General features: G+C 71.3%; 12 protein-coding genes and 2 pseudogenes. 4 read left to right on the top strand and 10 right to left on the bottom strand.

From position 1 onward, the window contains the following. Window positions 1-799: 799 nt before the first annotated feature. Window positions 800-946 (bottom strand): hypothetical protein, encoded by a 147-nt coding sequence (locus tag ABD207_RS24955; protein WP_344015349.1) that lies wholly within the window; start codon window positions 944-946, stop codon window positions 800-802. Between the two features lie 53 nt (window positions 947-999). After that, window positions 1,000-1,205, bottom strand: a pseudogene (locus ABD207_RS32195) (hypothetical protein); the annotation flags it as partial. Between the two features lie 239 nt (window positions 1,206-1,444). Here ABD207_RS32195 and ABD207_RS24950 point away from each other — a divergent pair. Then, window positions 1,445-1,867 (top strand): arsenate reductase ArsC, encoded by a 423-nt coding sequence (locus ABD207_RS24950; protein WP_344015348.1) that lies wholly within the window; start codon window positions 1,445-1,447, stop codon window positions 1,865-1,867. 15 nt (window positions 1,868-1,882) lie between these two features. Here ABD207_RS24950 and arsM read toward each other — a convergent pair whose 3' ends face one another. Next, entirely contained in the window at window positions 1,883-2,764 is an 882-nt protein-coding gene (gene arsM / locus ABD207_RS24945) for an arsenite methyltransferase (RefSeq protein WP_344015347.1), read from the bottom strand. Window positions 2,765-2,856: 92 nt separating this feature from the next. Continuing rightward, window positions 2,857-4,386 carry an FAD-dependent monooxygenase gene (locus ABD207_RS24940; RefSeq protein WP_344015345.1) on the bottom strand — a complete coding sequence of 510 codons (1,530 nt, stop codon included), beginning with the start codon at window positions 4,384-4,386 and terminating at the stop codon, window positions 2,857-2,859. A gap of 65 nt (window positions 4,387-4,451) precedes the next feature. On the opposite strand from ABD207_RS24940, the gene ABD207_RS24935 reads away from it, so the two are divergent. Beyond that, window positions 4,452-4,793, top strand: coding sequence for an ArsR/SmtB family transcription factor (locus ABD207_RS24935; protein WP_344015344.1), 342 nt, complete (start codon window positions 4,452-4,454; stop codon window positions 4,791-4,793). A gap of 40 nt (window positions 4,794-4,833) precedes the next feature. Here the strand turns inward: ABD207_RS24935 and ABD207_RS24930 are convergent. The 6 genes and pseudogenes from ABD207_RS24930 to ABD207_RS24905 form a co-directional block, all read right to left on the bottom strand. Continuing rightward, a pseudogene (locus ABD207_RS24930) lies at window positions 4,834-4,947 on the bottom strand (ATP-binding cassette domain-containing protein); the annotation flags it as partial. Between the two features lie 73 nt (window positions 4,948-5,020). Further along, on the bottom strand, window positions 5,021-6,022 hold the full coding sequence (locus ABD207_RS24925) for a quinone oxidoreductase family protein (RefSeq protein WP_425580816.1): 1,002 nt from the start codon (window positions 6,020-6,022) through the stop codon (window positions 5,021-5,023). 62 nt (window positions 6,023-6,084) lie between these two features. Next, window positions 6,085-6,468 carry an aldo/keto reductase gene (locus tag ABD207_RS24920; RefSeq protein WP_344015343.1) on the bottom strand — a complete coding sequence of 128 codons (384 nt, stop codon included), beginning with the start codon at window positions 6,466-6,468 and terminating at the stop codon, window positions 6,085-6,087. A gap of 50 nt (window positions 6,469-6,518) precedes the next feature. Next, complete coding sequence (locus ABD207_RS24915; protein ID WP_344015342.1) at window positions 6,519-7,091, bottom strand: hypothetical protein; 573 nt, start codon at window positions 7,089-7,091, stop codon at window positions 6,519-6,521. 1,092 nt (window positions 7,092-8,183) lie between these two features. Continuing rightward, complete coding sequence (locus ABD207_RS24910) at window positions 8,184-9,173, bottom strand: NAD-dependent epimerase/dehydratase family protein (RefSeq protein ID WP_344015341.1); 990 nt, start codon at window positions 9,171-9,173, stop codon at window positions 8,184-8,186. Continuing rightward, a complete protein-coding gene (locus tag ABD207_RS24905) occupies window positions 9,170-10,177 on the bottom strand; it encodes a ScbA/BarX family gamma-butyrolactone biosynthesis protein (protein ID WP_344015340.1) in 1,008 nt (335 codons plus the stop codon). The genes ABD207_RS24910 and ABD207_RS24905 overlap by 4 nt, the downstream gene beginning before the upstream one ends. Window positions 10,178-10,500: 323 nt before the next feature. Here ABD207_RS24905 and ABD207_RS24900 point away from each other — a divergent pair, with 323 nt between their 5' ends. Next, complete coding sequence (locus ABD207_RS24900) at window positions 10,501-11,154, top strand: ScbR family autoregulator-binding transcription factor (protein ID WP_344015339.1); 654 nt, start codon at window positions 10,501-10,503, stop codon at window positions 11,152-11,154. A gap of 376 nt (window positions 11,155-11,530) precedes the next feature. Further along, entirely contained in the window at window positions 11,531-13,021 is a 1,491-nt protein-coding gene (locus tag ABD207_RS24895) for a DUF2252 domain-containing protein (RefSeq protein ID WP_425580814.1), read from the top strand. Window positions 13,022-13,188 lie beyond the last annotated feature (167 nt).

Below are 13,188 nucleotides of genomic sequence, written 5' to 3'. Positions count from 1 at the left end.
AGGTTCGGACACCGCATGCACCGGAGCATCCGGCGCAAGACATCCCGTCACCTGTGGCGAGCCTCACCTGCTGCGTGGGAAAAGATCTTGATGAGCGCGGGATCTCACCGTGAGTTCAGTACCCGTATCCCCTGACCAGCCCATTTCGTCGGTTACCGACCAGGGAGCACCGACGAAAGTGCTCTGGTTGCACCGACGGAACGGGCGGCATCGATCATGATGCCGTCCGTTCCGGCTTTTTGTTCAGGCGTGGATCTTCAGTTGTTCTGCCGCGGGCCGGCTGTTCGACCGGGGGCTACTGGTGGCTTGTGAGCAAGGTCTCAGGGCTGGGTGACGTAGCCCTTGGGGGTCGTGGGCGAGCTGGAAGGCCAGCAGGAGGGTCTGGGCGGCGATGCCGCGGATTCGGCGGGTGCTGGCGTCTCGAGGCGCTCGTGGAGGGTGTCCTTGGCGAAGCCGTTGATACCTTCGACGCTGTTGCGGAGCCGGAAGTAGACGCGCTGCCAGGCTTCGGAGCCGTACTGGAGGGGCTGCCAGAGGTTGGCGCCGGCCTCCGGCGGGACGGTGACGGTCCTCTGGCCGCAGCAGGGCGGCGAGTCAGCGGGGCTGGGAGCCGGGTCGACGAGCGGCAGGTGGATGCCCCTGCCGAGGGTGTGGGCCTTGAGGGGGGCACTGGGTCCCGTTTGCCCCGGCCGGGCACATCACACGGCGGTGGCCTTCGTCGTCGGGCCGCTGCTTGGCCATGAAGAGATGGGCGGCTCGGGCGCGGATGCGGTTGATCCAGGTCTGCTTGTCGATCTTCTCATTGATCAGGTCCTTGGTGGCGTCCTTTAGCCCCTCGGGCAATGGAGGGGCAGTACCAGTTGCCCTCGACGAGTTCGGCGCCGGCGAAGCCGGCCTGCACCCCGAGCTGGTCCTTCGCGTAGTCGTAGACGGGCTCGTAGCCCATGGCGCGGATGGGGAGCTGGAAGTTCTCCGGCCTCTGGCCGTTGTAGGCGCGGTCGCCCGCCAGGTAGCCGCGCCGGAGGCTGTAGTCGATCTGCTGGAGGGCTTCAACGGCGACGTGGCCGGGGCGGTGGCTGGGCTGTCGGCGACGATATCCGGATCACCCCGCTCATCGGGCTCGACCAGCGCCAGCAGCGCGGGCGCAGCCCCGGATCGAGATCCGTGCCACGCTTGCGTCCTCCGCCCGGGCGGAGGACGCAACCAGAGGCTCGCGGTGTCGGCAGCCGGCCGCCGACACCGCCAGGGATGGGCGCGGTCCGCTCCTCGGGCAGACCCCGCCCGGCTCTTTCAGGGCGAACCGCCTTGTAGTCGGCCAGAACCCGAATCAGGTCAGTGTCGACTGACGTCGTCATGGACTGATGTTTACATCAGTGGTAGCTGATACCACCGGGTGCTGATGTGAGTCGTGCCCGTTCCTGTTGCGAGGCAAGAGAGACCTCTGATGTCCGACAAGCCCTCTGTGCTCTTCGTCTGTGTCCACAACGCGGGCCGCTCCCAGATGGCCGCCGCGTGGCTGAGCCACCTGGCCGGGGACCGCGTCGAGGTCCGCTCCGCCGGTTCCGCGCCCGGCGACAAGGTCAACCCGGCTGCCGTCGAGGCCATGCGTGAGGTCGGTATCGACATCTCCACCGAGACCCCGAAGATCCTGACCATCGATGCGGTCAAGGAGTCGGACGTCTGCATCACCATGGGCTGCGGCGACACCTGCCCGGTCTTCCCCGGCAGGAAGTACGTCGACTGGCAGCTGGACGACCCGGCCGGCCAGGGCGTCGAGGCCGTGCGGCAGATCCGCGACGAGATCAAGGAGCTCGTCGAGGGCCTGATCGAGGAGATCGCGCCGGAGAAGCCGGAGACCACCGCGTGAGCGAGATCCGGAACGTCATCGTCCTCGGCTGGGTTGCCCCTCCGGCCCGCACCGGTCGGACGGCCGAGGGTCAGCCCTCGGAGCACGGCCCGCAGCACGACGACCGCCACCTGCCACGATCGTCTCGACAATCGGCAGCTCCGCAGCCGTGACGGGCTTGACCGCCCGCACGATCGCCGAGTGCATCCCGTCGGCCACCGCATGCGTCGCGGTGACCTCGACGTCCGCGAACCCGGCGGACTCCAGCCCTTGCCGGTACTCGGCGAACGACATCGCCCCGGCGATGCAGCCGACGTAGTCCCCACGCTCGGCCCGCTGGTCGGGCGTGAGCTGATCCTCGGCCACGACGTCGGTGATGCCGATCCGTCCTCCGGCCGCGAGCACCCGGAACATCTCGGCGAACACGGCGGGTTTGTCGACCGACAGGTTGATCACGCAATTGGAGATGACGACGTCGACGGTGCCGGCGGGCAGCGGGATCGACTCGATGGCGCCCTTGAGGAACTCGACGTTCGTCGCGCCTGCCTTCTTCGCGTTGGCCAGCGCGAGGGCGAGCATCTCCTCGGTCATGTCCAGCCCGTACGCTTTCCCGCTCGGCCCGACCCGGCGTGCGGACAGCAGGACGTCGATGCCGCCGCCCGAGCCGAGGTCCAGCACACGCTCGCCCTCCCGCAGCTCGGCTACCGCAAGCGGGTTACCGCACCCGAGGGACGCGGCGAGCGCCTCGGCGGGCAGTCCCGCACGGTCCTCGGTCGCATACAGCCCCACCCCGAAGCTCTCATCGACCTCGATGCTTCCGGAGCCGCAACAGGCGGCGCCTCCCTGGCTGACCTGGACCGCGGCCGCCGCGTAGTTGGCCCGCACCTGCTCGCGAAGGTCGCTGCCCTGCCCGGTCATGACACACCTCCACTGCATCGAGGCTGCATCGACGTCCATGAGTGCAAAGCTCCTCCCTGAATCGATGACTGTCAACATAGAGGGGGGTCGAATCAACGGTTGCCGATCGGCAGCCAGTGGTCGAGGTATGTGCGCAACCCGCCCAGATCGGCACCTCGTGCTACATAGCCGAGATAGCCGTCGGGGCGCACGAGCCCCTGTACGGCGCCCGCCCACGGACTCTGCCCTCCGAGCCGGTGCACAGCGACCAGATCGGCTCGCCCCTCCAGGAGCGGAGTGAGTCGCTCGTCGGGCCAGAGGGGCGGCGGGCCGGACAACATCAGGTGCCAGCCCGGCGGTGCCGTCCGTGCCTGCAGGCCGCGTGGCAGGTCGGGTAGCCGGTCCCCTGCCCGCGGCCCGGTCCTGGGCGGAGGCGAGCCCGCCACGGAAGCGGGGCTGCGGCGATAGTGGATGCCGAGCTCGGAGACCGTACGGAAGACGCGCCCACGCGGGCCGCTCGCCCGCAGCGCCAGTGGGGCCAGCCGCGGGGCGAGTCGGGTGCGCGCGAGACGAATGAGCGCGTTGCTGCTGGTGCCGACAGTGAAGGCACGGTCGGTGAAGCGCCGCACCGTACGGCCGACCGGGGCGCGCTCGACCTCATACGTCTCCAGCAGCTCCTCGGGCGCGGCACTCCGGCAGACGAGGGCGAGCTTCCAGCCCAGGTTGAGGGCGTCCTGGATGCCGGTATTCATGCCCTGCGCACCGGCCGGACTGTGGATATGGGCCGCGTCCCCGGCCAGGAAGCAGCGCCCAGCCCGGTACCGGGCGGCACCGCGGTTGTGGAGCCGGAAGTCGGTCATCCAGACCGCATCCCGCAGGATCAGCCGCTCGGGGACGTACCGCCTGGTGATCTCCTGCAGCAGTGGCAGCGTCACCTCCGCGTCCGGAGCGTCGGGCGGCCGCATCGCGAGCATTCGCCAGGTGGCCGGCGAGCCGAGCGGGAAGAAGAACAGCATCCCGGCCCCGGTCATGTAGGTATGCACGGCACCGGGCTCCAGTCCGTCGGCCTCCAGGTCGGCGAGCAGGAACGTCTGCGGGTAGGCGTACCCCTCGAAGCCGATGCCCGCCTGAGTGCGCACGCCACTGTGTGCGCCGTCGCAACCCACGACGTACTGTGCCGCCGCCGTCTCTTCCCTGCCGCCGTCGCCCCGCAGCCGGCACCGGACGTACGAATCCTTCTGCTCCATCCCGACCAGTTCGGTGCCGCGCTCGATCGTCACCCCCCGGTCGGTCAGGTACTGGGAGAGGACGCTTTCCGTCTCGGCCTGCGAGAGGAACAGCAGGAAGGGGTATGGGGTGTCGGCCAGGCCGATGTCGAACAGCGGCAGCCGCACCACGCGCCCCGGCAGGTGCATCCGCAGCTGCATCGCCGGATTACCGCGGGCGATCAGCTCGTCCGTCACCCCGAAGCCCGCGAGCGCCTCCAGGGTGCGGGGCTGGATGGCCAGCGCCCGTGATTCGTGAACCCGATCGAGGGAGCGGTCGATGATGCGGAACTTGGTCCCGTTGGCGCGCAGTTGGGCCGCGAGCGCGAGACCCGTGGGTCCCGCCCCCACCACCAGCACATCCAGCGGTGCCTCCATGCAGCCACGGTAGTGCCGGGAGATTCCGACCGATACCCCCATTCATCGACTATCGTCGATTATCGATGAAGCAGACCAAGAACAGCCCGGCGTCGCTGAGCGACGAGGACACCGCCACATACGCCACGTGGTTCAAGGCTCTGGCCGACCCCATGCGTGTACGCGTGCTGAACCTGCTGGCCGTCGAGCGGCGGCCCATGGCTGTCGGCGAGATCGTGGAACAGCTGCCGATCGGCCAGTCCACGGTGTCCCATCACCTCAAGATCCTCGCCGAAGTGCGCTTCGTGCTCGCCGAGGCGCGGGGCACGTCGACGCGGTACGCCGTCAACGACCGGTGCCTGGAGTGCTTCCCCGCCGCCGTCCGAGCGATCATGGCACTGGATGGCGATGGCGACCGTGCCTGCTGAACCGATGCGGATCGTGCCGTGGCCGAGGGAGCCGGCCGAGCAGCAGGGTCGTGAGCATCTTCACGAACGTCGTCTTGCCCGCCCCGTTGGGGCCGAGCACGCCGTTGACCATGCCCTGGGGGATGACGAGGTCGATGCCGTCGACGGCCCGCGAGCTCTGGAGATTCTTGTCGGCTGCTGAAGTGGCCTCATCCGTAAGGGCGTTGACGCACCGGAAGCCGTGATGGTCAGGCGTGCACGTCGAGTACGTACTTGCCGGTCGAGGCGCGGGTCTCCAGCAGTTCGTGGGCGTGGGCGACGTCCTTGAGCGGCAGGAGCCGGACGTCCACGCGGACCGTGCCGCCGGCGACCCTCGCCAGCGCCTGCTCCAGGTGGGCGCGGAGGAGGTGCGGGGCACGTCCGGCTACGCCGCCGAGGTTGTAGCCGGCCAGCGACGTGCTGGTGTACCAGGGGTGGTTGCCCTCGAAGGTGACGTCCTCGGCCGCCGCGTTGCCGAAGACGACATGCCGGCCGAAGGGTGCGAGCAGTCCGGTCACGGACGAGCGGAATGCGCCGCCGACCGAGTCCAGGACCAGGTCGGCACCGGCGCCGCCGGTCCGCTCGGCCACCTCGCGCTCCAGGTCGTCGTAGGAGACCACGCTGTCGTAGCCGAAGCCGCGGGCGTACTCGGCCTTGGCGGGGCTGCTGGTCACGCCGATGACCGTGGCCGCGCCCAGGGTCCGCGCCAGCTGGGCGGCCGCCGTGCCGACGCCGCCCGCCGCGGCGAGGACGACCACGCTCTCGCCCTCGGCAAGCCGGCCGGCGGAGGTGAGCACCCCGATCGCGGTGGTGACGTTGCACAGGGCGCCGGCCGCGAGAGCGCTGTCCAGGCCGGCCAGCGGGCCGTCCAGGCGCACGGCGTGCTCCGCGCCCACGGCGACCACCTCGGCGTTTCCGCCGCCGCCCAGAGTGAGGGCGGCCACGCGGTCGCCGATACGGAAGCCGGTGACGCCGTCGCCGATCGCGCGGACGGTGCCGACCGCCTCGAGGCCGGGGACGTGCGGCAGGCCGACGGGAATTGGCCGCGCCGGAACATCACCTCGGCGAAGTTGACGCCGGCGTGGGTGACGTCGAGCGTGATCTGCCCGGGCTGCGGCCCGGGCGCCGGGACGTCGGCGACGGTGAGGACGGACGGGCCGCCGAAGGACTCGAACTGCACGGCGCGCATGGGACTCCTTAGTGGGGTAGATCTGCTGGGGTTTGTCATCGGATGTCGGTCCGGTCCTGAGGGGGATCGGACGGGGTCGGCCGGTCAGCGCGCGCCGACGGGCTCGGGGAGGGCGTCCAGCTCCGCCAGCGCGTCGGGCGGCAGGGCGAGGGAGCCGGCCGCGACGTTCTCCTCGAGGTGGCGGAGGGTCTTGGTGCCCGGGATGGCGCCGACGTGGTCCCCCTGGGCGAGCACCCAGGCGATCGCCACCTGTGCCGCGGTCGCGCCGAGCCGTTCGGCGACCGACCGCACCTTGCCGGCGATGACCTGGTTGGCGCCGATGGCCTCGGGCCTGAACCGCGGCAGACGGTGCCGTCCGTCGGCCCTCGGCAGGTCCTGGGGGCCGGAGATCAGCCCGGACAGGAAGCCCCGGCCCAGCGGGGCGAAGGCGATGAAGGCGATGCCCTCACGCCCGCGACCTTCTGGCACAGCCGGACCGCCCGTTCCGCGGTGGCGATCGCGTCCCTGGTCCGCCCCTGCTACAGGAGCAGGGTGCTGAGATTGCACAGGGCGATGGATTCCCGTCTGCAGGCTCCGAGTTCGCGGTGCAGTGCGATGCCGCTCAGCAGGAGGTCGTATCCCTCGGACAGGCGGCCGAGCACGATGTGCGCCCAGCCGACCAGGTCCAGGAACGCTGCTTCGCTCACGGTGTCCCCGTGGGACCTGGCCACTCGCAGACCCTCTTCGGCGGCCTCCGTCGCCGACTGGAACTCTCCGAGTATCTGGTGCGCCGAGGCCAGGGCCAGGCTCAGACACAGGGCCTGGGCGTCGGCTGCCCTCCGGGCCGCCGCCACCGCGATCTGCGCGAGTTCACGGAAGTCCCGGAAGGCTCCCTGCGCGTGCAGATGGAGCACCGTGTTTCTGGCCAGATAGCTGGCCAGGCGATGGAATTCGTGCTGCTGCCCCAGCCGGACGGCGGCCTGCAGCACCCTGCTCTCCCGGTCGTACCAGTGCCGGGCGGTCTGCGCGTCTCCGCCGAAGGCAGGCAGCCCGGGTGCGCTGCCGACCGGAGCGGAGGCGCACTGGCGCAGTCCCGGAAAAGAATCCGGCACGCCTCGGTGGTCGCGCCCGGGTAGTAGTTCAGCAGCCGGCCGACGGCTCTGTCCTTCTCGTGCCGCACGGAGTCGTCCCCGATGTGGTCGGCGGCATCCTGCTCGCCAACGCCGGCAGTTACATCTGGTTCCCGGTGCTCGTCGCCACCCTCGGCGGAACCGACAGCGGGTTCTGGGCGGGCGTGGTCATGTGTATGACGTACGTCGGCCGCCTGCTCGCCACCTTCTGCTATGAGGGGGTCGCGGCACGCGCCGGGGGCCGCGGGGGTGTGTTCCTCGGCACCGCGCTGGAAGCCGTGGCCCTCGGGCTCATGGGCTTCGCCGATGGCGTGCTCGTGTACAGCGTGCTCGCGTTCTTCATCGGCTTCGGCTCGGGGACGTCGTTCCCGGGGCTGAAGAACGTGCTGGTGTCCTTTCCCGAGGAGGAACGGCCCAAGGCGTTCTCCGCGTTCCAGATGGCCGGGCAGGTCGGCCTTTTCGGCGGTGCGCTGCTCGGCGCCGTCCTGACGGACGTGGACCTGCGGACCCTCTTCTGCGTGGTCTTCGCCCCTCTGCCTCGGCTTCTGCCTGATCACCACCGCTCTCATCCCCAGGACCCGGTTCGGCAAGGATCCGGAGGCCGGGCCCGGCCGCGTCCCTCTGATCAGCCTGACCGCGTTCAAGGGCATCGAGGTGCGCGGCGCCACCCGCTACTTCCTGCTGTCTGCCGCCTTCTGGTTCCTGTCGCTCGGCTTCGTGGTCGGCATCCCCTGCACATGGCGCAGTACGCCCCGCAGTGGGCCCCGTCCGCGCCGTTCTGGATCACGGGTCTCAGCATCCTGGTGCTGCAGTACCCGCTGTTCGAGCTGTTCGACGACAAGTTCGGTCCGGGAACGGTCCTGGCCGTCTGGAACGCGAGGTGCACCCGAGCCGTCCGGTCGGCACGGCGCGGTAGGGGGCAGACAGGACGACGGGAGCGGCGCCGCCCCGGCCGGCGGCGCCGTTCTGGTTGCGGGGAGCGGCGCACGGGCGAGCAGAGGTGCCGGCGCCGCACGCCGCACACCGCGCGGACGGTAGGTGAGTGGGGGATGTGTGCGTGCGGCCGCGCGGTCGTCAGCGGCGGGTCAGATAGGAGCGGTACCAGGGGGCTGCCTGGGGGAAGGTGCGGGGGAAGCCCTTGCCCGGGGAGCAGTCCACCGACTTCCAGAAGTCGTCGTCGGTGAACCAGTGGTCCACGGTGAGCATGCCGAGGTGGTGCCGGGCCATGGGTGAGCCGGCGGCGCGGGCGCGGGCGGTGGGGACGTCGATGGCGGCTCCGGCCGGTGGGCGCTCGACCTGGGTGGCGACGGCGGCGAGCAGGTCCGTCGCGGTGACCGGGTCAGGGTGGTTGACGTAGTGGGCGCCGGGGGCGAGGGACGAGGAGAGGGCCGCGGCGACGACCGCGCGGCCCAGGGTGTCGACGTCGATCACCGAGTGCAGCGTCGCGCAGTCGGTGAGCGTGGCGGACAACTCGCGTAGCAGGCCCACCAGTCCGGGGATCACCCAGCGGTCTCCGGTGCCGTAGACCAGGTGGGGGCGCAGGACCAGGCCGCCCGCGTCGAGGACATGCCGTTCGGCCGCGGCCCGGGTGGCGCTGGTGGCGGAGGCCGGCGCGATCGGTGCCTCGCCGGGGCGTACGCCGCGGAAGGGGCCTCTGCCGTGGACGGCGGCCGTGCTCACGTAGACGATGCGGCGGACACCCGCGCGTATCGCCTCCTCCATCAGGGCTTTGGTTCCTTGGTCGTTGACCGCTGCGACAGCTTCCGGGGTGCCGGTGACGAGGGAGCCGCAGTGGACGAGGACGTCGACTCCGGTGCAACTGCCGTGCAGGGAGAGGGGGTCGGCGAGGTCGCCGGGGACGGTCGCCGGGGTGGCCGTGGTTGTGGCCGTGGCTTTGGCCGTGGCCTTGGTCGTGGTCGTTGTCGTGGTTTGTGCCGTGGTGGGGACGGGTGCGGCGTGGCGGGTGAGGAGGCTGACGCGTACGCCTGGGCGGCGGTGGGCCGCGGCGGCGACCCGGCCGCCGATGAAGCCGGTTGCGCCGGTGACGAGGAGATGCACGGTCATGGCTGCGGCTGTACTCCGGTGCCGGGGGCGGGGGCGGGGGCGGGGTCGGCGAGTCGGGAGGCGCCGGAGGTGAGGACCGCGGTGAAGACGGTCTGGTTGTCCTGGTGGCCGTGGACGCGGACCGCGGTCTCGTCCTCACCCTTCTCGAGGACCTCGGCCTCGATCAGGCAAGGGCTGTGCAGTTCGGCGTAGTGGTTGAAGGAGGCCGACATGTCGCTGGGGAGGAAGGGGCGCTTGCCGGTGGCCGCGGTGGCCGCCTGACGGGCCGCCTCGAACAGGACCATGCCGGGGACGTGGTCGTTGGGGCGGGGAAAGAGCACCGGGTGGGCGGTGTTGACGCGCAGCAGCCAGGTGGCGGTTCGGCCGCCGTGGTGGGCGCCGGGATGCGGCTGGGGTGCATCGAGCGGGGCGAGGACGACGTCCTGGTCGTGGGGGCGGCCGGCCTCGTCGGGGGAGATCGCGGGCAGGAGCGGTACGGGTTTCTCCCGCGCGGCCAACCGGTCGCCGCGCAGGCGGCGGTAGGCGGCCGGTGAGGTGCAGCCGGTGCTGCCGGTGCCGCGTGCGACCAGGCGGCCCGCGCGACGGAACTCCATCGTCGTCCGCATGCTGCTCAGGCCGCGGCCCCGGCGGCGTATCTCGGAGCAGACGACGTCCACCGTGACCGGCTCGGCCGCGTCCGCGCGGCGCAGGGCCTGCGGGTCCGTGGTGACATCCAGGTCCCACATGACGAAATGGGTGTCCGCCGGGACGTCGAACGCCGCGTGCGCCAGGGCCAGGGAGGTCTGGCGTATGGTCTCGCCCACGATCATCGGATCCTGGTGGCGGTCGTCGACGGGGCCGAAGAACGGGTGGTCGTCGGGCCAGTGGGCGGTCACCCGGAAGCGGGTGCCGGAGAGCCGGGTCCAGTCCGTGGGGAAGACGTCTAAGGCGCGGGGGCGGTGGGCGAGTTCGGGGGTGATGCGAGTGCTGGTTCCACCGTCTCCGCCAGCCGCGTTTGCGGCCATGCCCTGCTGTCCGGTCTGATCCTCCCTGGGCGCGCTCGAGGCGCGTTTCTTCGGCATGCGGGAACCCCCCCCGGGATCTACGAACTGGCACCGGTGGACGTCGAACTAAGATACGGACGGGACGGTTTTTTTCCAAGGGTGATCCACTTCGCCGGGACGAGCGACGGACGAGCGCACCCACGCCGCGCCCGCAGAGCGCCGGCGGAACGCAGCACGGGCATCACCGCATCGCAATGGCGCCACGATGAGGCAGCACGACCTCGCGGCGGTCCAGGCGATCGACGGCGCGAGAGCAGAGATCCACGGAGATCAGGAGGCACCCGATGGCGCGACAGGAGCGCGCGATCCGCACACGGCGGACCATCCTGGAGGCGGCGGCGGCCGTCTTCGACGAACGCGGCTACACCTCGGCGACCATCGGGGAGATCCTGGAACGGGCTGGTGTGACCAAGGGGGCGCTGTACTTCCACTTCGGGTCGAAGGAGGAGCTGGCGCTCGGCATCTTCGAGGAGCAGCTGGCGGTCTCCCTGCCGCCGCAGTCCAGCAAGCTGCAGGAGCTGGTGGACTCCGGTCTGGTGCTGGCGCTGCGGCTGCGGACGGAGCCACTGGTGCGGGCCAGCGTCGGACTCGCCCTGGACCAGGGCGCGCTGGGCCTGGACCGCACCCCGGCCTTCGGCATGTGGATCGACCAGACCGAGCGCCTGCTGAACGAGGCGAAGGCCGGCGGCGAACTGCTGCCGCACGTCGACCCGGCGGAGACGGCGGAACTGCTGGTGGCCAGCTTCTCGGGGGTGCAGCTGCTGTCCCAGCTGCGCTGCCAGCGGGAGGATCTGGAACGCCGGGTGGTGATTCTCTTCCATCACTTGCTGCCGGGGATCGCCGTGCCTGCTGTGCTGGCGCGGCTGGACATCGCGGAGAACCGCGCGGCCGGACTGGTGGCGCAGGGGCGGATGGAGCCGGTCGCGGAGGCCGGGTAGCGGGTCGGGGTGGTCGGGAAGGGGGCCCGCACCGCCTGCGGTATTCGCTGGTTGCGGAGGCGGGGTTGGGGGCCGCTGGCGGTGTTCGCCGGTTGCGCAGACGGGGGTGAGCGGGGCTGTCTGCGGGGTTCGCCGGGTGCGGAGGCGGGTTGGGGCTGTCTGCGGGGTTCGCCGGGTGCGGAGGCGGGTTGGGGCTGTCTGCGGGGTTCGCCGGCTGCGTCTCGCCGGATCCGCTGGGTTTTCCACAACTGCTGAGTTGTCCACAGGGTCTGACGCCGTTCCGTTGCCGGTTGTACGGTCTCCATCGATCGAAGATTCCGACGCTTCGCCGTGAAGCGCGGACGGACCTGACCTGCGTACGGGGGAGGCGGTTGCTGTGAGCGAGGTCGTTGCCGGGGTGGAGGGGACGCACACGGTGGGGCGGCAGGGCGGACCGAAGGCGGACGCGTCCGCCTCGGGTGCCGACGGGAGCCCCGGTGCCGGGCGGCGGCTGCCGCGCGTGCCGGGCTTCGCCGAGTGGCCCGCCCCGGGGTCGCCCAAGGCGGACGGCAAGGCCCTGCGCCGGGTGGTGCCGCGCAGCGCCCACGCCAGGCTCGAGCTGGACGCCTCCCGCCCCGATGCGGTGACCGCCGTCGAGGAGTCCGGCCGTGGCCGGCTGCCCGAGCTCACCCCGATACGGGTGGGCCGGATGGCGGCGACGCCGTTCGCCTTCCTGCGCGGCTCGGCCGGCCTCATGGCCTACGACCTGGCCCGCACGCCCATCACCAGGATCCGCGCCCAGATATGCGGCGACGCCCACGCCGCCAACTTCGGCCTGTACGGCGACGCACGCGGCCGCCTGGTCATCGACCTGAACGACTTCGACGAGACCGTGCACGGTCCCTGGGAGTGGGACCTCAAGCGGCTCGCCGCCTCGCTGGTGCTCGCGGGCCGGGAGGCCGGCGCGGACGAGGCCGTGTGCCAGGAGGCGGCCTACGACGCGGTGGGCGCCTACCGCCGCACCATGCGCCTGCTGTCGAAGCTTCCCGCGCTGGACGCGTGGAACGCCATCGCCGACGAGGAGCTGGTCTCCCACACCGACGCCCACGACCTTCTCGGCACCCTGGAGCGAGTCGCGGAGAAGGCCCGCGCCAACACCAGCGGCCGCTTCGCCGCCAAGTCCACCGAGCCGACGGCGGACGGCGGGCGCCGGTTCGTCGACGCACCGCCGGTACTGCGCCGAGTCCCGGACGAGGAGGCGAGGGCCGTGGCCGCCTCCCTGGAGCAGTACCTCACCACGCTGCCGGAGGACCGCCTTCCGCTGCTGGCCCGGCACGCGGTGCACGACGTGGCGTTCCGTGTCGTCGGCACGGGCAGCGTGGGCACGCGCTCCTACGTCGTCCTGCTCCTGGACCACCGGGGCAAGCCGCTGGTGCTCCAGGTGAAGGAGGCCCGCCCGTCGGCGCTGGTGCCGCATCTGGAGACGGCCGGCTTCGAGGTGCCCGACACCGAGCACGAGGGCAAGCGGGTGGTGCTCGGCCAGAAGCGGATGCAGGTGGTCAGCGACAGCCTGCTGGGCTGGACGACGGTCGAGGGGCGGCCCTACCAGGTGCGGCAGTTCCGCAACCGCAAGGGAAGCGTGGACCCGGCGGCGCTGGCGGCCGACCAGATCGACGACTACGCCCGCATGACCGGCGCCCTGCTCGCCCGCGCCCACTCCCACAGCGCCGACCCGCGCCTGATCGCCGGCTACTGCGGCAAGAACGACGAGCTGGACACGGCGATAGCCGCGTTCGCCGTCGCCTACGCCGACCGCACGGAGGCCGACCACGCCGACCTGCTGAGCGCGGTGCGCTCGGGGCGGATCGCGGCGGAGCTGGGGGTCTGACGGCGGGCGGGTGTGCGTGGGGACTGCTACCTGCTGCTTGAGGGGATCGTGCGGGCGTCTGCGTCGTGGGGGCGTCTGCGTGAGGTGGTCGTGCCGGTGCGGGGGTGTGGGAGGGGGTGCGGTGTGCGTGCCTGGGTGAAGGCTGCGGGCGTGGACGCGCTGACTCC

This window comes from Streptomyces thermospinosisporus, from assembly GCF_039526425.1.
GTDB classification, from domain to species: Bacteria; Actinomycetota; Actinomycetes; order Streptomycetales; family Streptomycetaceae; genus Streptomyces; species Streptomyces thermocarboxydovorans.
This window is presented reverse-complemented; position numbering and strand designations above follow the sequence as displayed.

Excerpts from the sequence above, each read along its gene's own strand:
- ABD207_RS24955 (WP_344015349.1), bottom strand. The coding sequence starts at position 946 with ATGGGCTACGAGCCCGTCTACGACTACGCGAAGGACCAGCTCGGGGTG.
- ABD207_RS24950 (WP_344015348.1), top strand. The coding sequence starts at position 1,445 with ATGTCCGACAAGCCCTCTGTGCTCTTCGTCTGTGTCCACAACGCGGGC.
- arsM (WP_344015347.1), bottom strand. The coding sequence starts at position 2,764 with ATGACCGGGCAGGGCAGCGACCTTCGCGAGCAGGTGCGGGCCAACTAC.
- ABD207_RS24940 (WP_344015345.1), bottom strand. The coding sequence starts at position 4,386 with ATGGAGGCACCGCTGGATGTGCTGGTGGTGGGGGCGGGACCCACGGGT.
- ABD207_RS24935 (WP_344015344.1), top strand. The coding sequence starts at position 4,452 with ATGAAGCAGACCAAGAACAGCCCGGCGTCGCTGAGCGACGAGGACACC.
- ABD207_RS24910 (WP_344015341.1), bottom strand. The coding sequence starts at position 9,173 with ATGACCGTGCATCTCCTCGTCACCGGCGCAACCGGCTTCATCGGCGGC.
- ABD207_RS24905 (WP_344015340.1), bottom strand. The coding sequence starts at position 10,177 with ATGGCCGCAAACGCGGCTGGCGGAGACGGTGGAACCAGCACTCGCATC.
- ABD207_RS24900 (WP_344015339.1), top strand. The coding sequence starts at position 10,501 with ATGGCGCGACAGGAGCGCGCGATCCGCACACGGCGGACCATCCTGGAG.